19 protein-coding genes and 1 riboswitch are annotated in these 19,511 nt (G+C 61.2%); of the genes, 9 read left to right on the plus strand and 10 right to left on the minus strand.

Annotated features, from left to right (window positions below):
- The first annotated feature begins 26 nt into the window (after positions 1 to 26).
- Positions 27 to 371: a DMT family transporter gene (locus ABID12_RS01725; protein ID WP_106307242.1), complete on the plus strand. Its 345-nt coding sequence runs from the start codon at positions 27 to 29 to the stop codon at positions 369 to 371.
- Here ABID12_RS01725 and phnN read toward each other — a convergent pair.
- From phnN to mepA, 10 genes are all read right to left on the minus strand, one after another.
- Complete coding sequence (gene phnN / locus ABID12_RS01730; protein WP_354432849.1) at positions 351 to 947, minus strand: phosphonate metabolism protein/1,5-bisphosphokinase (PRPP-forming) PhnN; 597 nt, start codon at positions 945 to 947, stop codon at positions 351 to 353. The genes ABID12_RS01725 and phnN overlap by 21 nt on opposite strands.
- A gap of 3 nt (positions 948 to 950) precedes the next feature.
- A complete protein-coding gene (locus tag ABID12_RS01735; protein ID WP_354432850.1) occupies positions 951 to 2,093 on the minus strand; it encodes an alpha-D-ribose 1-methylphosphonate 5-triphosphate diphosphatase in 1,143 nt (380 codons plus the stop codon).
- A complete protein-coding gene (locus ABID12_RS01740) occupies positions 2,090 to 2,794 on the minus strand; it encodes a DUF1045 domain-containing protein (protein WP_354432851.1) in 705 nt (234 codons plus the stop codon). The genes ABID12_RS01735 and ABID12_RS01740 overlap by 4 nt, the downstream gene beginning before the upstream one ends.
- 168 nt (positions 2,795 to 2,962) lie before the next feature.
- Complete coding sequence (locus ABID12_RS01745; protein WP_354432852.1) at positions 2,963 to 3,979, minus strand: hypothetical protein; 1,017 nt, start codon at positions 3,977 to 3,979, stop codon at positions 2,963 to 2,965.
- 74 nt (positions 3,980 to 4,053) lie between these two features.
- Positions 4,054 to 4,689, minus strand: coding sequence for a 2,3-bisphosphoglycerate-dependent phosphoglycerate mutase (locus ABID12_RS01750; protein WP_106307254.1), 636 nt, complete (start codon positions 4,687 to 4,689; stop codon positions 4,054 to 4,056).
- Between the two features lie 26 nt (positions 4,690 to 4,715).
- On the minus strand, positions 4,716 to 5,543 hold the full coding sequence (gene dapB, locus ABID12_RS01755) for a 4-hydroxy-tetrahydrodipicolinate reductase (RefSeq protein WP_354432853.1): 828 nt from the start codon (positions 5,541 to 5,543) through the stop codon (positions 4,716 to 4,718).
- 132 nt (positions 5,544 to 5,675) lie between these two features.
- The gene (locus tag ABID12_RS01760; protein ID WP_354432854.1) at positions 5,676 to 6,536 is read right to left on the minus strand and encodes an SDR family NAD(P)-dependent oxidoreductase; all 861 of its coding nucleotides are present in this window, start codon (positions 6,534 to 6,536) and stop codon (positions 5,676 to 5,678) included.
- A gap of 180 nt (positions 6,537 to 6,716) precedes the next feature.
- Positions 6,717 to 7,301 (minus strand): TetR/AcrR family transcriptional regulator, encoded by a 585-nt coding sequence (locus tag ABID12_RS01765; protein ID WP_106307263.1) that lies wholly within the window; start codon positions 7,299 to 7,301, stop codon positions 6,717 to 6,719.
- 268 nt (positions 7,302 to 7,569) lie between these two features.
- On the minus strand, positions 7,570 to 8,592 hold the full coding sequence (locus tag ABID12_RS01770; protein ID WP_354432855.1) for a glucokinase: 1,023 nt from the start codon (positions 8,590 to 8,592) through the stop codon (positions 7,570 to 7,572).
- Between the two features lie 257 nt (positions 8,593 to 8,849).
- The gene (gene mepA / locus ABID12_RS01775) at positions 8,850 to 9,866 is read right to left on the minus strand and encodes a penicillin-insensitive murein endopeptidase (RefSeq protein ID WP_354432856.1); all 1,017 of its coding nucleotides are present in this window, start codon (positions 9,864 to 9,866) and stop codon (positions 8,850 to 8,852) included.
- 158 nt (positions 9,867 to 10,024) lie between these two features.
- Between mepA and ABID12_RS01780 the strand changes: the two genes are divergently transcribed.
- From ABID12_RS01780 to pncB, 8 genes are all read left to right on the plus strand, one after another.
- Positions 10,025 to 11,851 (plus strand): extracellular solute-binding protein, encoded by a 1,827-nt coding sequence (locus ABID12_RS01780; RefSeq protein WP_354432857.1) that lies wholly within the window; start codon positions 10,025 to 10,027, stop codon positions 11,849 to 11,851.
- Positions 11,852 to 12,281: 430 nt separating this feature from the next.
- Complete coding sequence (locus ABID12_RS01785) at positions 12,282 to 13,379, plus strand: microcin C ABC transporter permease YejB (protein WP_106307275.1); 1,098 nt, start codon at positions 12,282 to 12,284, stop codon at positions 13,377 to 13,379.
- A gap of 1 nt (position 13,380) precedes the next feature.
- A complete protein-coding gene (locus ABID12_RS01790) occupies positions 13,381 to 14,520 on the plus strand; it encodes an ABC transporter permease (RefSeq protein WP_354432858.1) in 1,140 nt (379 codons plus the stop codon).
- The gene (locus ABID12_RS01795; protein WP_354432859.1) at positions 14,517 to 16,136 is read left to right on the plus strand and encodes an ABC transporter ATP-binding protein; all 1,620 of its coding nucleotides are present in this window, start codon (positions 14,517 to 14,519) and stop codon (positions 16,134 to 16,136) included. Before ABID12_RS01790 ends, ABID12_RS01795 begins: the two co-directional genes overlap by 4 nt.
- A 50-nt stretch (positions 16,137 to 16,186) precedes the next feature.
- Positions 16,187 to 17,146, plus strand: a complete 960-nt coding sequence (locus ABID12_RS01800; RefSeq protein ID WP_354432860.1) for a 2-hydroxyacid dehydrogenase — start codon at positions 16,187 to 16,189, stop codon at positions 17,144 to 17,146.
- Positions 17,147 to 17,229: 83 nt separating this feature from the next.
- Positions 17,230 to 17,451 (plus strand): hypothetical protein, encoded by a 222-nt coding sequence (locus tag ABID12_RS01805; RefSeq protein ID WP_319518160.1) that lies wholly within the window; start codon positions 17,230 to 17,232, stop codon positions 17,449 to 17,451.
- 19 nt (positions 17,452 to 17,470) lie between these two features.
- Entirely contained in the window at positions 17,471 to 17,701 is a 231-nt protein-coding gene (locus ABID12_RS01810) for a hypothetical protein (protein ID WP_354432861.1), read from the plus strand.
- Positions 17,702 to 17,846: 145 nt separating this feature from the next.
- Positions 17,847 to 19,151, plus strand: coding sequence for a nicotinate phosphoribosyltransferase (pncB, locus tag ABID12_RS01815; protein ID WP_106307292.1), 1,305 nt, complete (start codon positions 17,847 to 17,849; stop codon positions 19,149 to 19,151).
- 89 nt (positions 19,152 to 19,240) lie between these two features.
- A riboswitch (cobalamin riboswitch) is annotated at positions 19,241 to 19,440 on the plus strand.
- Positions 19,441 to 19,511 lie beyond the last annotated feature (71 nt).

Below are 19,511 nucleotides of genomic sequence, written 5' to 3' on the forward strand. Positions count from 1 at the left end.
TTCGTTTTTGAAGAAAAGGACGTGCGATGAACCCGGCGCTGGCCGCCTACGGCACTCTTGGGATTGCGATTGTCTGCGAAGTGATCGGCTCGACCCTGTTGCAGAAGTCGAACGGTTTCACGCGGCTTTTGCCTACAATCGGCGTGGTGGTGTTCTATCTCGTCGCCTTCTACTGCCTGTCGCAGGCGCTGAAGACCATTCCGCTGGGCGTGGCCTATGCCATCTGGGCCGGGCTCGGCATCGTGCTCACGGCCGCCGTCAGCATGGTGGTGCTGCGCCAGAACCTCGATATCGCCGCCTGGGTCGGCATCGCCATGATTGTCGGCGGGGTGCTGGTGATGAACCTGTTTTCAGGCGCTGCCGGGCACTGAGTTTCCGGCGCCCGTTCTTCCGGCAAGGCTTTCCGTGATGACGCGGACAAACCGCATGCCGGCGTCTTCCAGCGCGCCCGAATTGTCGATGTCGATCACATCGAAATCGCCGTGAACCTTCATGGTCGAACGGGCGAGGCGTTCGCGGATGTCCTCGCGCGTTTCCCGTCCGCGCGCTTCAAGCCGTACGGCGCGGATTTCCGGGCGCGCTGTGACGTTGACGACGGTCATTGCCGCAAACGCATCGCGGAAAAGCGGCAGGGCCGGGCGTGAGCCATTGGCAACCGCGATGCCGCCTGATGCCACGAAGGCGCGGTGTTCGTCGGGAATGCCGTATTCCAGCCCGTGAGCGCTCCAGTGGACGGCAAAACCGCCGGCTTTCCGTGCTGCGGCAAATGCCTGTGGCGTCATCGTCCGGTGGTCTTCCGTCGCCCCGTCGCATGGCCGGGTGATGACGCGCTGGACAAACCGGACATCGGGATGGTTGTCAAAGGTCTTTGCCGCATAGCCGATCAGGCTGTCCTTGCCTGCCCCGCTCGGGCCGACGACGACGATGATCCTGCCGGCGTTTCCCATTGCTCAGGCCACCCGCTTTCCCGCCCGGAAGACGGCGCCCACGACCGGCACGTCATCGGTGCGCCTGACACGCACGAGATCGGCGCGCAGCCCCGGGGCGATCCGCCCGCGATCATCAAGACCGGCGGCGCGCGCGGGCGTTGCCGTCACCATGGACAGCGCCTGCGGCAGCGAAATGCCGATCGTTTCGTCATCGGCCAGAATAAAGGGCGCATGAAGCAGGCTGAACGGCACATAATCCGACGACAGCACGTCGAGCACACCGGCGGCGGCCAGATCGCGGGCGGCGATATTGCCAGAATGCGATTTGCCGCGCACCACATTGGGCGCGCCCATCAGCACCGATAGGCCCGCCGCATGGGAGGCCTTCGCCGCCTCGAAACTGGTGGGAAATTCCGCGATCCGCACGCCGTGGCCAAGCGCCTCCTCCACATGCGCCAGAACCGCGTCGTCATGGCTGGCAACGGCAATGCCGCGGGCGGCGCAATGGTCTGAAATCATCTGCCGGTGCTTTTCGGCATAGGTGGCAGAGGCGGCCTGCCGGCGTGCGATAAAGCGCTCGAAAGCATCGTCGTCCAGCGCGTGTTTCGGCTTGTAATAGCGCCGGTATTGCTGAAGGTCGGCAAACTGGCGCTGGCCCGGCGCGTGGTCCATCAGCGAGGCGAGCCGCACATGCGGGTCATCCTCGAAGGCGGCAAAATGGTCCATGACATTGGCTGCGGAAACCTCGCAACGCAGGTGCAGGAAATGTTGCGCCCTCAGCCGCTCTTCCTTTTCGGCGTTGATGATCGCGTCTGCCATGGCCCGCATCTCGCCGGCCTCGAAGCCGTCGGTGTCGTCGGCGCCCATGCGCAGACAGTCGAACACGGTGGTGATGCCGGAGGCGGCGACCTGCGCGTCATGGGCCTGGATTGCCGCCGTCTTGTTCCAGCGCACGCCGGGGCGTGGTGCATAATGGCCTTCCAGATGGTCGGTATGAAGCTCGACGAGGCCGGGGATCAGCAGGTCGCCGCCGAAATCCTCGCCGGTGCCGGCATTTCCCTCGGATATTTCCGCAATCCTGCCATCGCGGATAACCAGCGTGCCTTCGATGATCGCATCCTCGAGCACGATCCGGGCATTGGTGAAAACGGTCTCTGCGCTCATGTCTCGGGGTCGTCCTGGCCGGAAAGCGGCTGCCAGCGCCGGATCGTGAAGGGCGCGCCGCGCCGCTCCTCGACAAACAGGCCAAGGCCGCCGATCTCCAGCGGTTTGCCGATAAACGGCGCAAAATAATCGGTTACTTCCGTTTCGATGACATGGGCATCGGTACCGGTCACGGGGCCTGTCAGCGTCATGTGAAAGCGGAATTCGTCGAAGACGTAAGGATAGCCCCAGCGGATCATGTTTTCGCGCTGGGTCTCGGTCAGCGTTTCGGGCTTGCGGCGCGCGATCTCGTCATTGAGCAGCGGCGCGCGCATCGGTTCGAAATGCTCCACCACATCGGCGGCGAAGGCCTGCAGCACGTCGTATTCGGCGGCGGGAATGAGAGCGTAGAACTTGCCGAGCTTGCCGAGTGTGATTTCGGGGATGGAAAACGGTTTCCGGTTGCGGCAGAACACATCGAAGGTCGCTTCGAGCGCGGAGGGCGAGATATTTTCGGCCAGCCGGAACGGGGCCTTCATGGTGGCGTGAAAGCCGTAGCGCGCGGCAGCGGCCGTGACCGCGCTCATGCGGCCGGCGGGCAGAGCGATATTTTCGGGAAAAGACCGTTCCTCGCCCGAAAAGGCGTCATAGCCAAGCCAGCGGCTGGCGGCGATCGTCAATGGATCGTCTGCGGGGGGCGTGAAGTAAATGGCGTATCGCAAACCGGTTTCCTTGCACAAAACCTTGTGTGTGAAGTCGAACGTGACGGGATTCGCGAGGCTTTGCAAGCGGATCGAACCTTCAAAGCAATGAATGCCGTGGGTGGGCAGCAGGTTCCTTCAAAGGCATGATTATCCTTGAAAAGGTCTCCTTCTCCTTTTTACGCGGTCTCAGAGCCCTTTCCAGAATGCGGACGTTGGCACACAGAGATTGTTCAATGATGCTATATACCGTTCAGGGTGATCGATGCGGTCAAAACGAAAGTGGCGAGGTGACCAATTAAAATACTGAAGCCCGTCATTGCCTTCCACAATCAGAATGCCGTGGAAGTACCAGGTGGATGTCGATTTGTATCCTGTAGCTGTCGTATAGAAAGAAAATCCGCGTAAGTCCCATAGCGAGTCGACGTCCGCAGATGACCCGTGATGCGCAATGCAAAAGGGATGACTCGCAGCAGTCTGGTTGGCCTGAAAGACGGCAGCCGGAACGGACAGCAAAGACCAGATGGCCGCAACAGCTGACAGAACCATCCCCGACATGGCCAATCGTGCTGTGTTGGAATTGCTATGCCCGATTGCCAGACTCAGTATGCCTGATGCGACTGCGAGTGACAGAACACTTCCTTGTGTAACCATTAGCGGCAAGGAAAGGTTCGACGCGAAAGCGCTGCTAAAAAACGTCAGAGACAGGCCGATCAGAAAAACGATAATTGCTATAGGCCACACCAGCGCCGGTGAAGCGGGGCGTGGCCGTGCAAACCTCAGCAGAACCATTGCTGCCGGCAAGATGGGCGCAGACCAGTCGAGAAGATACACGACCCTGCCAATAAACATCAGGTCAACGAACCCCTTTTGGTCAAGTGGCTGGATGAAGCCCACCAAAATCAGTGCAGCGGTTGCAGGGAGGAGAATGATTGCGTTTTTTTGCAAGGTTGTGGTTGCCTTCTTCGGTAGACATCCATGCGTAACCGTAAAATAGGAAATGAAAAACAAAAAGGGCGATCCGAAGACCGCCCGCAGTTTGTTGACAAAACCCGTAAGTGACCATGGCGTTGCGTTCCCTCTCTCGTCACCCCGGACCTGATCCGGGGTCCAGGGCGCCACGGCGCATGCCCTGCAGGCGTACTTCGCAGCAATGCTTCTCCAAACGGCCCTGGATACCGGCTCAAGGCCGGTATGACGGACCATGGAAGCTCTCTCAGAAAGAAAAAGGGCGATCCGAAGACCGCCCCGATTTCCTGTCAAAATCGATCGTTGCCGGCTTAATGCGCGCCGGACATGTCGCCGAGGATTTCCTTGGTGGCGACGGTGGAGTCGGCTTTCAGCGTGTAGACGATCGGTACGCCGGTGGCGAGGTTGAGCTTCAGGATCTCCTCCTGGCTCATGCGGTCGAGCACCATCACCAGCGCGCGCAGCGAATTGCCGTGGGCGGCGACCAGCACCTTCTCGCCCCTGAGAACACGCGGCAGGATTTCCTGCATGTAATAGGGCCACACGCGCGCGCCGGTATCCTTCAGGCTTTCGCCGCCGGGCGGGGGCACGTCATAGGAACGACGCCAGATGTGAACCTGTTCCTCGCCCCATTTTTCGCGTGCATCATCCTTGTTCAGGCCGGCGAGATCGCCGTAATCGCGCTCGTTGATCGCCTGATCGCGAATGGTTTCGAGATCGCTCTGGCCGATTTCATCGAGAATGATCTGGCAGGTATGCTGGGCGCGCGTCAGCGCCGAGGTGAAAGCGATATCGAACTTCATGCCCGCCTCGGCAAGCGCCTTGCCGCCGGCGGTGGCTTCCTTGACGCCGAGTTCGGTCAGGTCAGGGTCCTTCCAGCCGGTGAAGAGGTTCTTCAGGTTCCATTCGCTTTGGCCGTGGCGCACGAGAACCAGTGTTCCGCTCATGTCTGTCTTCCTTCAAAAAGTCTCTGTTAGTGTGTTTTGGCAAGCCCGAGCACGTCGAGCATGGAATAAAGTCCGGGTTTTTCGCCCCTGCCCCAAAGGGCGGCCTGAACCGCACCGCGGGCAAAGATCGAACGATCGGTCGCCTTGTGGGAGAGGCTGACGGTCTCGCCCTCGCCGGCCAGGAGAACGGAATGTTCCCCGACCACCGATCCGCCGCGCAGCGTGGCAAAGCCGATCGTGCCTTCCTCGCGCGGGCCGGTATGCCCGTCGCGAACCTTCACGGCATTGTCCTTCAGCGCGATGCCGCGGCCTTCAGCCGCTGCCTCGCCCAGAAGAAGGGCCGTGCCGGAAGGTGCATCGACCTTGTGGCGGTGGTGCATCTCGAGAACCTCGATATCCCAGCCCTTCGCCGAAAGTGCGGCGGCGGCCTGCTTGACCAGTTCGCCAAGCAGATTGACGCCCAGTGACATATTTCCGGACTTGATAATACGGGCGTGGCGGGCGGCCGCCTTGATCTGGGTCTCGTCGTCTTCGGAAAAACCGGTCGTGCCGATCACGTGGACGATGCGTGCCTGCGCGGCAAGACCGGCATAGTCTACGGATGCGGCCGGCGCGGTGAAATCGAGCACGCCGTCGGCATCGACGAACGCCTTCAGGGGATCGTCGGTGATTGCCACGCCGAGCGTGCCGACGCCGGCAAGTTCGCCGGCATCCTTGCCGAGTGCTGCGCTTTCCGGGCGGTCGATGGCGGCGTGAAGGACCGCGCCTTCGGTTTCGCTGATCACGCGGATAAGGGTCTGTCCCATCCGTCCGCTGGCACCCACGACGACGAGTTTCATTGCCGGACTGGTCATGCTTCTTCCTGGTATTGCTTCAGATCTGGTTTTCGCCGCGCTGAACGCGTGGCGAAAGCAGTGAGACCTTATTGGAAGCGCCTGCGGAAGAAAAGGTCGATCTTGGCGTAGCGGGTCCGGCGCAGATCCACGCTAGAGATTCCGGAGAAAAGAAAGGTCGGCGTCCTCATAGTCGGTGGAGCGGCTGACGCTTTCCCACGCATCGGCTTCCCTGCGGCGGTTTTCTTCCGCCTTCTTCAGAAGTTCCACGGCGTCACTGCCCAGAACAAGGTGTTCGGGCACGTCGCCGCCATAGACGAGGTCGAGGATGACCGCGGCGACCCTGTCGGGATTGCCGATCTCGTTGCCGACCACCTGCTCGAGCGCGGCCTGCATGGCCCCCAGCGAAGCCTGGTAATCCTCCGTCAGAGCAGGCGCATCGCCGCGGGCGATCTGTCCCCACTCGGTGCGCATGCCGCCGGGCTCGATCGAAACCGTCTTGATGCCGAGATGGCGGGTTTCCTTTGCAATGATTTCGGAAAAGCCGCTGACGGCCCATTTCGAGGACTGGTAGGCCGCCATGCCGGGGCCCGTCATGCGCCCGCCGACCGAGGAGATGTTGATGATGTGGCCGGAATGCTGGCGCCGCATCACCGGAAGCACTGCACGGGTCATGTTGACCACGCCGAAGAAGTTGGTGTCGACCTGTGCGCGGAAATGATCGGGATCGCTTTGTTCGAAAGGCGCGAAATGACCGAAACCGGCATTGTTGACCAGCACATCGAGCCGGCCGAAAGTGTCGACGGCGAAATCGACGGCGGCCTGGGCCGCTTTCGGATCGGCGACATCCAGCGCGAAGGAGGCAATCCGGTTGCCGAATTCTTGCACAAGCGGCTCGAGATGTTCCGGCCTGCGGGCTGTTGCGATCAGACGGTCGCCTGCCTCGAGAACGGCGCGGGCGATGTGCAGGCCGAGACCGCGGGCGCTTCCGGTAATGAGCCAGACTTTGGACATTGTCATTCTCCTTGTTAATGAGTGAGCAGGCACTCAAATTATCTCTGATATTTTCGGATGGTCCGGTTTGTTTGCGGGGTGGTCATCCTGAAGGGTTTGCGTTGGGGTGGGTCGCTACAGGACGTTTATTGCGGAAATTCGTCGTGGCATGTGGCGGGGCATTGTCGCTGGCCTTTGCATCTATCCGGTGGTGGCGAGCCCGGCCATGCCGGCCCAGAAAACGGCGAACCCGCGTTGTTTCAGGCGCGTGCTCTGGTCGGGATCGTATGCAATCGAATCGAAGGTCGCCTCGGCAATCGCCGTCATGATCAGGCCGGCATAACGCAGGCTGGCGCCTTCTCCGGCCTGTTGCGCAAGCGCGCGCTTGAGCACGCCGGCGGCCTGTTCAAACAGCCGCTCGCCTTCCTCGCGGGCGCTGTCCGACACCAGACTGGATAATTTGAGCCGCCTGAGGGTCCGCCATTTTTCGGGATTGACCGCACCCCAGTCGATCAGCCTGTTCCAGAAATACTGCATGTCCTCGCGGCCGCCGTCACCGGGCAGAGGGCCGGCAAGCACAGCTGCGGCAAGTTCGTTCTCGATCGCAAGAAGCACGGCGCCGAACAGCGCTTCCTTGGTTGCAAAATAGGTGAAGATCGTACCTTCGGCCACGCCGGCCTTTCTGGCAATCTTGGCGGTCGATGTGCCGGTGCCCGCAGTTGCGATGAGCTCCGTTGCTGCATCCAGGATGGCGATCCGTTTTTCTTCACTGGCGGGGCGGGCCATGGTGTATCCGATTAATGATTGAGTAGTCACTCAAATATATGGATGCAATCCCCGCATGCGCAAGAGCTTCGTGCGGAAAAACGAAAAAAAGCGCGGCGCAGTGCCGCCAATGGGCGGGAAATGCTGTCTGTGAGCCGTCGCGCCCGGCTCAAGGCTGGTGAGCGGCGGCCGGAAAAACCCCACCGCCGGAACCCATGCCAGGCACACCAAACATGCGCAATCTGCCGCGTTTCACCCTCTTGGATGCGGAGGCAAACGTGCCGGGCGTTCACCCCTGCCAGCGGCGACCATCCAGCGCCAGACCGAAACGCAGCGGTGTGCGGGCATAGGTGGCAAGGCCGGCAAGGGCTGCCAGCGGGTGGGTGACGACATAGGTCGGGATCGACTGCAGCAGCGCGTTGTGCGGGGCCTTGTCCTCGAAGGCTGCGCGGAATTCGGGTTTTTTCAGCGCAGGCAGGATTTTCTGCGAAATGCCGCCGGCCAGATAAACGCCGCCGCGGGCCATGAACACCATCGCCATGTCGCCGGCAATGCGGCCGAGATAGGTCGAAAACAGCGAGAGCGTCTCGACTGCCTGCGGATCGGAACCGTCGAGGCCGGAATGACTGACATCCTTGGGCTCGTAGGGTTTTGCCTCGATCCCGTCGGCGGCACAGATGGCATTATAGAGGTTGACCATGCCGCGTCCGCAGAGGATTTGCTCGGCCGCGACCCGGCCTTCAATGGTCTTGATGTGCGGGAAAACCTGATAATCGCGGTCGGTGCGCGGGCCGACATCGACATGGCCGCCTTCGCCGGGCACCGGGATCCAGCGCTCTTCGGCATGCACCAGACCGGCAACGCCGAGCCCCGTTCCCGGGCCGAGCACGACGCGCGAGGCGATCATGGTGTCGGGACGCGGGGCGATCGGCTCGCGAAATTCGTCGGGCATATTGGCGATTGCCAGCGCCTGCGCTTCGAAATCGTTGATGATCACCACATCCTCTAGCCCGAGCGAACTGATCATATCCTTCGGCTTGATCACCCAGTCGCAATTGGTCAGCGGAATTTCATCGCCGCGAATGGGACCGGCGACGGCCAGAATGGCGCTGCGCGGCTGCAGCGAGGTCTTGTCCATGACGCCCGCCTGAATGGCGGCATCGACGGTCGGAAAATCGGCCGTGTGCACGATCGGAAATTCACGCGGCTCGGCATAGGGGTCAACAAGCAGCGAGAAACGCGCATTGGTGCCGCCGATATCGCCGATCAGGATGGGAAAGGAAAGAGGATCCGCAGTGGTGGTTCTGGCCATGGTGTTTCCGAAGTCTGCCCTGTCCCGGGCGTTTTGAATGGTCTGGTCGGTGACGCAATCTCTGCATCCGCTCCGGCGATTTTGCAAGGTCATCGGTCAATTCTAGAAAACGCGCCGTTTGCCGCGCCCGTGCGCGCCCGTCTTGAGGACGGTCGCAAGCCGGCCGAACGGCGTCTTCCTGATACATCAACCCAAAGCGCTTTGAAAGCGATAACCGGGTCAAACATGTCCGGCCTTTTGCCGCAGGCTCCGGCCGTTCACCCCTGCGGGCGCGGCTGGGGAACCGGTCCGACTTCCGGCCAGGGGGCCAGCGGCGGCAGCGGGATCGTCGGTGTCAGTGCCGCCGTCGGCAGAGGTGACGGGGCCGGTGCGCCGAGCACCCCCGTGCAGGCAGCTGGCAGGTCGGCCAGCGTCTTGTAGGACGGGCGCGTCGGCTTTGGCGCCGGTTTTTCCGGCTTTTTGGGCGGCGGGGCAGGCTCTACCGGCGCCCAGGGCTCGTCGGAAAGCCACCATGCCAGATGGTCGCCGCAGCCATCATCCTTCATGTCGACGGCATTTTGCGCCTTGCAGCCCGGTGAGCCGGGGCGGCAGAACAGGCGGATATGAAAATGATAGTGATGGCCGTAATAGGGGCGGACCTTGGCGAGGTTGGAACGGTCGCCCTTCCAGTCTTCGCAGATCGCCTTCTTGATGCCCGGATGAACGAAGATGCGCTGGACTTCCGGATAGCTTGCCGCGCGCATGATCAGGCGTTCATGGGCGGGGGTGAATTTTTCGGGATCGACAAACAGCGTGCCGTCGTTCTTCAGCATCGAAACGGCGGAAATATCCTCGCGTTCGCGCAAGCTCAGCCGCCGGTCGGGCATCGGGTTCAGCCAGATATCGGCATCGAGGCCGACCTGGTGGGAAGCGTGGCCCGAGAGCATCGGTCCGCCGCGCGGCTGCGAGATGTCGCCGACCAGAAGGCCCGGCCAGCCGTCATATTGCGCGGCATCGCTTGCCAGCCGCTTGATCAGCGCGATGGTATCGGGATGGCCGAAACGACGGTTGCGCGAAAGCCGCATCGCCTGCCAGTTCGGCCCGTCGATCGGCAGCGCTTCGGCGCCGGCAATGCAGCCATTATTGTAGAAGCCGAAGGATTTTGGCGATCCCGCGCTTGGCGCCGTTTCGGATGCAAACAGGATTTTTGCCGATTGTGGAAAATCCTGCGCTGCTGCCACAAGCGTCATTGCCAGAAGCGTCGCGATGGCCGAAAAGGCCCTGAACCATTGCATCGCACTCTCCTTCAAGGCAGCGCGTTATCACTTATTCGTGCCGATCGGCAGGCATGCCGCACTCCCGCCTCACAAAAACGGCACTTGTACACCCGGGTCGATATTTGCTTATTCTTGTTGCGAACACGAGAAAAGCAACAACGGAGATGGCAAAAACCATGTGGAAAACAATCTCGGCCGCTGCTTGGGTTGTCGCCGCAGGGGCCTTGGGCCTGGCACCGGCGGCATACGCGCAGGACAGCGAAGCCAGTGAATGGCAGTATGCCTCCGCGCTGACCGGAACGCCGGAATACCCGCGAGACTTTTCCCATTTCAGCTATGTCAATCCGGATGCGCCCAAGGGCGGCGAACTGAAGCTTTACGCCACCGGCACGTTTGATTCGCTGAACCCGATCCCCTATGGCGGCGCGAAAGCCTCCGGCCTCGGCCTTGTCTTCGAAACGCTGATGACGCCCGCAGAAGACGAGATCGACGCGCAGTACGGGCTGCTCGCCGATGGCTTCAAGGTGCCCGAGGACATTTCTTCGGTGACCTACCGCCTTAACCTGAAAGCGAAATTTTCGGACGGTGAGCCGGTGACGCCGGAAGACGTGGTATTTTCCTTCGACAGCCTGAAGGAACTCAATGCGCGCTATGCCAATTACTACCGCCACGTGACCAGTGCGGAAGTGACCGGCGAGCGGGAAGTGACGTTCCATTTCGACGAGACCGGTAACCGCGAATTGCCGCAGATCGTCGGTCAACTGATGGTGTTTCCCAAACACTGGTTTGAGGGTGATCCGCCGCGCGATGTTTCGGCCAGCACGCTGGAAAAGATCGTCGGTTCCGGCCCTTACGTGATCGATACGGTCAATCCCGGCTCGTCGATCACCTATCGCCTCAATGACGACTACTGGGGCAAGGATCTGCCGGTCAATGTCGGCCGCAACAATTTCGGAACCGTGAATTATCTCTATTTTTCCGATCTCGACGTTGCCTTCGAGGCGTTTCGCGCCGGAACCTTCGATTTCTGGGTGGAAACACGGGCCAAGCGCTGGGCGACGGGCTATAATTTCCCGGCGATCAAGGATGGCAAGGTCAAGCGCGAGGCGGTGCCCAACCCCTTGCGCAAGACCGGGATCATGCAGGCGCTGGTGCCCAACAACCGTCGCGCGCCCTTCGATGATCAGCGCGTGCGCGAGGCGTTGGTCTATGCCTTCGATTTCGAGACTATCAACAAGAACCAGTTGAGCGACGCCTATTCACGCGACAACAGTTTCTGGTTCGGGACCGAACTCGCTTCGTCCGGCCTGCCGCAGGGCGAGGAATTGCAAATCCTCGAATCCGTGCGCGATCTGGTGCCGCCCGAGGTCTTCAACTCCGCCAACAAACTACCGGTCGGCGGAACCGAGGAGGAATCACGCGCAAATCTGCAAAAGGCGTTTCAATTGCTGAAGGAGGCCGGTTTCGAGCGCCGCGGCAACCAGATGGTGAACGCCGAGACCGGCGAGCCGTTCTCATTCGAAATCCTGCTCGACAATCCATCGCTTCAGGTCGTGGTGCTGCCCTATGTCGAAAACCTGCGCAAGCTCGGCATCGATGCCACGATCCGCGTTGTCGACACCTCGCAATATCAGAACCGGGTCAATGATTTCGACTATGACATGATCTGGGAATTGTGGGCGCAGACGCTCAGCCCGGGCAACGAACAGTTCAACTACTGGGGCTCGCGATCCGTCGATCAGCCGGGCTCGGAAAACTATGCCGGCATTGCCGATCCGGGCGTCGATGCGCTGATCCAGAAAATCGTTTTCGCCGATGACCGCGCCACGCTGGAGGCCGCCACCAAGGCGCTCGACCGTGTGCTGCTGGCCCATGACTTCATCATTCCGCTCTATTATTCCAGAGACTACCGCATCGCCTACTGGAACAGGATCACGCATCCCGGCTTTCCCGAATACGGACTGGATTTTCCCGCCGGCTGGTGGTCGACGGAGGCTGAATGAGGGTGCTTGCTGACGATGTTCGCGCCAGGACCGAGGCTTGCGGCCCGTCGCCGGGCCTGCTCCGGTGCGTTATGTTCAGTCCTGGTTTAAGTGGGTCCGGATTGAACACTGTGCCCGCAATCAGGTCTTTCGGAAATGCGCGCTCCCTCCGAAACGCGTCATCCTCGGGCTTGACCCGAGGATCCAATCCTGTTTGCCGCGAGAGGTGCCGGCGGACCTTTGCGCCAGAAGGCCGAACAGGCCCGGAGCGATCGCTCGCGCTTGTCGCAAGGCGAAGTGCTTGGATCCTCGGGTCAAGCCCGAGGATGACGCCAGAGCGAGGGGAGAGGTTGGACGCGTCTTCCCTGCTGCCCCGAAAACCGGCGCAACGCCGAAATGACTGTTCAAGGCAGGCTGTGCTTTCGTTCGCCAACACCGAGAGCGTCGCATAATGGGCTCCTACATCATTCGCCGTCTTCTGCTGATGATCCCGACGCTGATCGGCATCATGACGATTTCCTTCATCATCGTGCAGTTTGCGCCGGGCGGCCCGGTGGAGCAGGTGATTGCCGAGCTGAACGGCCAGGGCGGCGGTGCGGAAAGCCGCATCTCCGGCGGTTCGGATGCCGGCATGTCAATGGACAGTTTCGACAGCGGGGCGTCGTCCGACTATCGCGGCGCGCAGGGGCTCGACCCGGAACTGATTGCCAATCTGGAAGCCCAGTTCGGTTTCGACAAACCGCCGCTGACGCGCTTCCTGCTGATGATGCGCGACTATCTGACCTTTGATTTCGGCGACAGTTTCTTCCGCAATTCCTCCGTCATCGACCTCATCATCGACAAGCTGCCGGTGTCGATCTCGCTCGGCATCTGGGTGCTGCTGTTATCCTACGGCGTTTCCATTCCGCTTGGCATCCGCAAGGCGGTGCGGGACGGGTCGCGTTTTGATGTGTGGACCTCGGGCATCATCGTTATCGGCTTTGCCGTGCCGGGCTTCCTGCTCGGCATCCTGATGATCATCCTGTTTGCCGGCGGCTCGTTTTTCGACTGGTTTCCGCTGCGCGGCCTCGTCTCCGACAACTTTTCACAGCTTCCCTGGTGGCAGAAGCCGCTTGATTATTTCTGGCATCTGACCCTGCCGCTGATCGCGCTTTCGGTCTCCTCCTTCGCCACCACGACGCTTCTGACCAAGAATTCCTTCATAGACGAGATCGGCAAGCAATATGTGATCACCGCGCGCGCCAAGGGGCTGGCGGAGCGCAAGGTGCTTTACGGCCATGTGTTCCGCAATGCCATGCTGATCGTGATTGCCGGTTTCCCCGGTTCCTTCATTCTCGCCTTCTTCACCGGGTCGCTTTTGATCGAAAACGTGTTCTCGCTCGACGGTCTCGGCCGTCTCGGTTATCTGTCGCTGGTCAATCGGGATTATCCGGTGGTGTTTGCCACGCTCTATATCTTCTCGCTGCTCGGGCTTTTCATCGGCCTTGTCTCCGATTTGATCTACACCTGGATCGATCCGCGCATCGATTTTGAAAAGAGGGATGTGTGACATGAGCGATCTCACATCCACCGAGGTGACAGGGCGTCCGAAGACCGGCTGGCTTTCGCCGATGAATGCGCGACGCTGGCAGAACTTCAAGGCCAACCGGCGCGGCTACTGGTCGCTGTGGCTTTTCCTGTTTTTATTCATCATCAGCCTGTTTGCCGAGTTCGTCGCCAACGACAAACCGATCATTGCCTCCTACAAGGGCGAAATCCTGTTTCCGGTGGCGGTCGATTACCCGGAGGAAAAGTTCGGCGGCTTTCTCGCGGTCACGGATTACCGCTCCGATTTCATTCAGGAAGAGATCGAGGCCAATGGCTGGATGATCTGGCCGCCGATCCGCTATTCCTACCGCACCATCAATGCCAACGTGCCTTATTCCGCGCCAACGCCACCCTTCTGGCTGATGAGCAAGGAGGAGCGCTGCGCCGGCTACCCTGAAGGCGTGGATGATCCGGGCTGCAATCTCGGCAATATGGATTGGCTCGGAACGGACGACCTTGCCCGCGATGTGCTTGCCCGGGTGATTTACGGTTTCCGCATATCGGTGCTGTTCGGCCTGTTGCTCACCGGGTTTTCGGCCGTCATCGGCGTTGCCGCCGGTGCGGTGCAGGGCTATTTCGGCGGCTGGGTCGATCTACTGATGCAGCGTTTCATCGAGATATGGTCGTCTCTGCCGACGCTTTACATTCTGCTGATCATTGCCGCCATCCTGCCGCCCGGTTTCTTCGTGCTGCTGGGGGTCATGCTTGTGTTCTCATGGGTCAGCTTCGTTGCTGTCGTCAGGGCCGAATTCCTGCGCGCGCGCAATTTCGAATATGTCCGGGCGGCGCGGGCGCTCGGCGTCGGCAATTTCACCATCATGTTCCGCCATCTGCTGCCGAATGCGATGGTGGCGACGCTCACCTTCATTCCCTTCATTCTGTCAGGCGCGATCGTGACACTGACCTCGCTCGATTTCCTGGGCTTCGGCATGCCACCCGGTTCGCCCTCGCTTGGCGAACTGGTCAATCAGGGCAAGAGCAATCTGCAGGCGCCCTGGCTCGGCATCACCGCCTTCTTCACCCTTTCGATCATGCTTTCGCTGCTGGTGTTCGTCGGCGAGGCGGTGCGCGATGCGTTCGACCCGAGGAAGACGTTCCAATGATTGATACGCCGCTGCTTTCCGTCCGCGATCTCTCCGTCGCCTTTCGTCAGGGCGGGAGCGACAATCTCGCCGTCGACCGGATTTCCTTCGATATCATGCCCGGCGAGGTGGTGGCGCTGGTGGGGGAATCGGGCTCCGGCAAATCCGCCACGGCGGCTTCCGTCCTGCGGCTTCTGCCGTATCCCGCCGCAAGCCACCCGAGCGGCGCGGTCCTGTTTGAGGGCCGTGATCTTCTCAAAGCCGACGACCGGACGCTGAGGCAGGTGCGCGGCGGCGACATCACCCAGATTTTCCAGGAGCCGATGACGTCGCTGAACCCGCTGCATTCGGTGGAAAAGCAGGTGGGTGAAACGCTGGCGCTCCATGCCGGCATGACGGGGGCGGACGCCCGCAAACGCGTGCTTGAACTGTTGCGGGAGGTCGGCATTCGCGAGGCGGAAAAGCGGCTCGGCGCCTTCCCGCATGAATTATCCGGCGGCCAGCGCCAGCGCGTGATGATCGCCATGGCGCTAGCCAACCGGCCGAAACTGCTGATTGCCGACGAGCCGACAACCGCGCTCGACGTGACCGTGCAGGCGCAGATCCTGAAACTTCTGAAAAGCCTTCAGCGCGACCATGGCATGTCGATGCTGTTCATCACCCATGATCTCGGCATTGTGCGCAAATTCGCCGACCGGGTCTGCGTGATGACGGACGGAAAGATCGTCGAACATGGCCCCGTGGCGGAGATTTTCGACAATCCGCAGCATGCCTATACCAGGCACCTGCTGGCCGCTGAACCGAAGGGCGAGCCGCCGGCGCATGATCCCTCGCGCGAAGTCATCGTCGAGGCCGATAACCTCAAGGTCTGGTTTCCGGTCAAGGCCGGCCTGCTGCGCAAGACGGTCGATCACGTGAAGGCGGTCAACGGCATTTCGCTCAAATTGCGCGCCGGTGAGACCCTCGGCGTCGTCGGCGAATCGGGCTCCGGCAAGACCACGCTCGGGCTGGCGCTGACGCGGATGATCGGGTCCGAAGGCCGGATCGCCTTTGTCGGCAAGGATATCAACGCCTATTCCTATCAGGCGATGAAGCCGCTGCGCGAGGCGATGCAGATCGTGTTTCAGGACCCCTATGGCTCGCTGAGCCCGCGCATGTCGGTGGGCGAGATCGTTGCCGAGGGCCTGAAAATTCATGAGCGCGGTCTGTCGCCGAAGGAGCGTGATGCCCGCGTCGCCGCGACGCTGGAGGAGGTCGGCCTCGATGCCGCCACCCGCTGGCGCTACCCGCACGAATTCTCCGGCGGTCAGCGCCAGAGGATCGCAATCGCCCGCGCCATGGTGCTGAAACCCCGTTTCGTCATGCTCGACGAGCCGACCTCGGCACTCGACATGAGCGTGCAGGCGCAGGTGGTCGACCTGCTCGCCGATCTTCAGAAGAAGCACAATCTCGCCTATCTGTTCATTTCGCATGACCTGAGGGTGGTCCGCGCGCTCGCCAACGAGATCATCGTCATGCGCTTCGGCGAGGTGGTCGAGCGCGGCCCGGCGGCAGATGTTTTCGAAAACCCGCAGGCCGACTATACAAAGGCGCTGCTCGCCGCCGCCTTCGATATCGAACCGGTGGAAGCGGGGTGAGTATCTGGCCGTTCTCCCCGGTCCGTTGAAAGACAAAGAAGACATCGCGCATGCCCAAAGCTCCCATCCTGATCGACCTCAAATTCTCCGGCCGCGCTGCCATCGTGCAGGCCCTTGGGCAGCATTTCCATGATCGGCCGGTGGTTGATCTGGCTGACGGAAACAATGCGGGTCGTGATCTTTCCGACTGCCGCTATGCGGTGCTGTGGAACCCGGATGACGATCTGTTCGAACGCGCCCGCAATCTCGACATTCTCTTTTCCGGCGGGGCAGGGGTCGACCGCGTGCTCGAACTGGAAGGCCTGCCGGATGCGCCGCTGGTGCGTTTCGTCGATCCGTCGCTGACCCGTCGCATGAGCGAATATGTGGTGCTGCAATGCCTGTATCATGCCCGCCGCATGCCCGATTATGCCCGCCAGCAGACCGAAACACACTGGCAGCAATTGCCGCCCGCCGAAGCAGGAGACTTCACGGTCGGGATCATGGGGCTTGGCGAACTGGGGCAGGACGCTGCCCGCAAGCTGAAGGTCATGGGCTTTGATGTCATCGGCTGGTCGCGCAGCAAAAAGCAGATCGAAGGCGTGGACTGTTTCGATGCCGAAGGCCTCGACGCGTTTCTGGACAGGACGGATATTCTCGTCGGCCTGTTGCCGCTGACAGCGGGAACCACCGGCATTTTCAATCGCGCGCTGTTTGAAAAACTCAGCCGGTCCGGCCCGCTTGGCGCGCCTGTGTTCGTCAATGCCGGGCGTGGCGGTTCACAGGTCGAGGCCGATATCGTTGCCGCACTGGAGAGCGGTGTTCTCGGCGGTGTGTCGCTGGACGTGTTCGCCAGCGAGCCGCTGCCGCCGGCAAGCCCGCTCTGGTCGCATGAGCGTGCGCTGGTGACCCCGCATATTGCCTCCGATACCGATGTCCGGGCGCTTTTTGCCCATGTCGCCCGGCAGATCGCCCGTTTCGAGGCCGGCGAGCCGCTTCAGCATGTGGTCGACCGGACCGCGGGATACTGATCTGCCGGGAACAAAGACCCGCGCCTTGCCGTTTTATCCCTTTGGAAACGCATCCGCCCCGCGCGGAGGCGAAGGAGGACGATATGACGACGCATTTCGATCCGAAGGAAGGCCGGCCCGTCAGATATCCGGGTGAGGATGACTATCCGCAGAAGAATGAGGACGACACCCGCATCCCGCCGACCGAAAAACGGCATCTCAATCGCGGGCAGACCGTGATCATGATCATCATCGCCATCATGGTTGCCGTGGTGCTGATCTGGGGTGGCGCTTCTTGGCTGTTCGGCGCGCCCGGCGCGAGCTAGGGCGATCCGGGAGGACGACATGGTAGAAAAGAAGACGACAGGCCACCGCCCCGAGGATGCCGAGGTTGACGTGACCCCGACGGAGGCGCGGCATTCCGAGCGTGGCCGACCGGTGCTGATCATTCTGGCAGTGGGCCTTGTTCTGGCCTTTGTGGCTTGGGGCGCGGTGGAACTGTTTGCCCCGCAGGGCGGCGAACCCGCGGGCGAGACCGTCAACGAGGACGCGAGCGAGGCCGCGCCGGCTCAGTAAAGCTCACATCGAGCAAAACGACGCGTCCGCTCTGGACTTTGTGCCGTCTTTGCAGCTAAGTCATGGGCCCGGAAGGGCGGCATGGCGGCCCTTCGCGCTATTTTTCCGCCGCAACGGCGCCTGAAAAGCCGAGGAGCGAACGGCGATGCCGAAGACCGATATAGCAACACGGGTCTACGACCATAGCTGGAAGCTCGACCCGATCATCCGCAGCCTGCTGGATACGGATTTCTACAAACTTCTGATGCTGCAGATGATCTGGAAACTCTATCCGGACGTCAATGCGACATTCTCGGTGATCAACCGCACGACCTCGGTGCGCCTAGCCGACGAGATCGACGAGGGCGAGTTGCGCGACCAGCTCGACCACGCGCGCGAGATCAGGTTGACCAAGAAGGAAATGATCTGGCTGGCCGGTAACTCGTTTTACGGCCGTTCGCAGATCTTCGAGCCGGAATTCCTGACCTGGCTCGCCAATTTCCGCCTGCCGGAATATGAACTCACCAAACGCGACGGCCAGTATCAGCTCGATTTTCACGGCCGCTGGATGGAAACCACGATGTGGGAGATTCCAGCACTTTGCATCATCAACGAGCTGCGCTCCCGCTCGGCCCTGAAGGATCTCGGGCTGTTCACCGTCGATGTCACCTATGCCCGTGCCAAGGCCAAGATGTGGGCCAAGGTCGAGCGGCTGGCGGCTCTCGACGGCCTGAAAATCTCCGATTTCGGCACACGGCGGCGCCATTCCTTCCTGTGGCAGCGCTGGTGCGTGGAAGCGCTGAAGGAAGGCATTGGCCCGGCCTTTACCGGCACCTCCAACGTGCTTCTGGCCATGGATACCGATCTGGAAGCCGTCGGCACCAATGCCCATGAACTGCCGATGGTCGCAGCCGCTCTTGCCGAAACCGACGAGCAACTGGCCGCAGCGCCCTACAAGGTGATGCAGGACTGGAACAAGCTTTACGGCGGCAACCTGCTGATCGCACTGCCCGATGCCTATGGCACCACGGCGTTTTTGCGCAATGCGCCCGAATGGGTTGCCGACTGGACCGGCTTCCGCCCCGACAGCGCCCCGCCAATCGAAGGCGGCGAGAAGATCATCGACTGGTGGAAGAAGATGGGCCGCGATCCGCGCGAGAAAATCCTGATCTTTTCCGACGGTCTGGACGTGGACGCGATCATCGAGGCCTACAAGCATTTTCAGGGCCGTGTGCGCATGAGCTTCGGCTGGGGCACCAACCTCACCAACGACTTCATCGGCTGCGCGCCGCACCGCGTCGGCGGGCTGAAGCCGATTTCCGTCGTCTGCAAGGTGACGGATGCCAATGGCCGCCCGGCCGTCAAGCTTTCCGACAATCCGCAAAAGGCGACCGGCGACCCGAAGGAAGTCGAACGCTACCTGAAATTCTTCGGCTCCGAAGACATGTTCGACCAGCCTGTGCTGGTGTGAAAGCCCAACCTGTGGCCGAAAAGCAATACCCGGATTTGTTCGTACAAATCACGGGGTTGGCTGCGTTGACACTGCGGATGCGCGCCGCATAGATTGCGCGCGGATCAGGTTCCGTTCGCAAGAACGGATGAAAAGGGAACACGGGACAGGGCGCTTGCCTCAGGCCGTGGCTGCCCCCGCAACTGTAGCCGCAGAGCCGTTTCCATGACGTCACTGGATTGATCCGGGAAGACGGAAACAATGGCGATGACGCGGAAGCCAGGAGACCTGCCCGATCCCGTCACCCTTGCCGGAACACGGGGTTCTTGTTTTGGCGCGGTCTGCCGTCGCGGTGACATTTCGAAACGATGTTGCCGCCGA

Origin of the sequence: Martelella mangrovi, from assembly GCF_040545495.1 — a bacterium.
GTDB lineage: Bacteria > Pseudomonadota > Alphaproteobacteria > Rhizobiales > Rhizobiaceae > Martelella > Martelella mangrovi.

What these genes read in the sequence shown, in the direction of transcription:
- ABID12_RS01745 (WP_354432852.1), bottom strand. Translation starts at nt 3,979, where the DNA reads ATGGTCCGTCATACCGGCCTTGAGCCGGTATCCAGGGCCGTTTGGAGA.
- ABID12_RS01735 (WP_354432850.1), bottom strand. Translation starts at nt 2,093, where the DNA reads ATGAGCGCAGAGACCGTTTTCACCAATGCCCGGATCGTGCTCGAGGAT.
- ABID12_RS01810 (WP_354432861.1), top strand. Translation starts at nt 17,471, where the DNA reads ATGGTAGAAAAGAAGACGACAGGCCACCGCCCCGAGGATGCCGAGGTT.
- ABID12_RS01750 (WP_106307254.1), bottom strand. Translation starts at nt 4,689, where the DNA reads ATGAGCGGAACACTGGTTCTCGTGCGCCACGGCCAAAGCGAATGGAAC.
- ABID12_RS01790 (WP_354432858.1), top strand. Translation starts at nt 13,381, where the DNA reads ATGAGCGATCTCACATCCACCGAGGTGACAGGGCGTCCGAAGACCGGC.
- phnN (WP_354432849.1), bottom strand. Translation starts at nt 947, where the DNA reads ATGGGAAACGCCGGCAGGATCATCGTCGTCGTCGGCCCGAGCGGGGCA.
- ABID12_RS01770 (WP_354432855.1), bottom strand. Translation starts at nt 8,592, where the DNA reads ATGGCCAGAACCACCACTGCGGATCCTCTTTCCTTTCCCATCCTGATC.
- ABID12_RS01760 (WP_354432854.1), bottom strand. Translation starts at nt 6,536, where the DNA reads ATGTCCAAAGTCTGGCTCATTACCGGAAGCGCCCGCGGTCTCGGCCTG.
- ABID12_RS01785 (WP_106307275.1), top strand. Translation starts at nt 12,282, where the DNA reads ATGGGCTCCTACATCATTCGCCGTCTTCTGCTGATGATCCCGACGCTG.
- ABID12_RS01780 (WP_354432857.1), top strand. Translation starts at nt 10,025, where the DNA reads ATGTGGAAAACAATCTCGGCCGCTGCTTGGGTTGTCGCCGCAGGGGCC.
- ABID12_RS01795 (WP_354432859.1), top strand. Translation starts at nt 14,517, where the DNA reads ATGATTGATACGCCGCTGCTTTCCGTCCGCGATCTCTCCGTCGCCTTT.
- ABID12_RS01725 (WP_106307242.1), top strand. Translation starts at nt 27, where the DNA reads ATGAACCCGGCGCTGGCCGCCTACGGCACTCTTGGGATTGCGATTGTC.
- pncB (WP_106307292.1), top strand. Translation starts at nt 17,847, where the DNA reads ATGCCGAAGACCGATATAGCAACACGGGTCTACGACCATAGCTGGAAG.
- ABID12_RS01765 (WP_106307263.1), bottom strand. Translation starts at nt 7,301, where the DNA reads ATGGCCCGCCCCGCCAGTGAAGAAAAACGGATCGCCATCCTGGATGCA.
- dapB (WP_354432853.1), bottom strand. Translation starts at nt 5,543, where the DNA reads ATGACCAGTCCGGCAATGAAACTCGTCGTCGTGGGTGCCAGCGGACGG.
- ABID12_RS01800 (WP_354432860.1), top strand. Translation starts at nt 16,187, where the DNA reads ATGCCCAAAGCTCCCATCCTGATCGACCTCAAATTCTCCGGCCGCGCT.
- ABID12_RS01805 (WP_319518160.1), top strand. Translation starts at nt 17,230, where the DNA reads ATGACGACGCATTTCGATCCGAAGGAAGGCCGGCCCGTCAGATATCCG.
- mepA (WP_354432856.1), bottom strand. Translation starts at nt 9,866, where the DNA reads ATGCAATGGTTCAGGGCCTTTTCGGCCATCGCGACGCTTCTGGCAATG.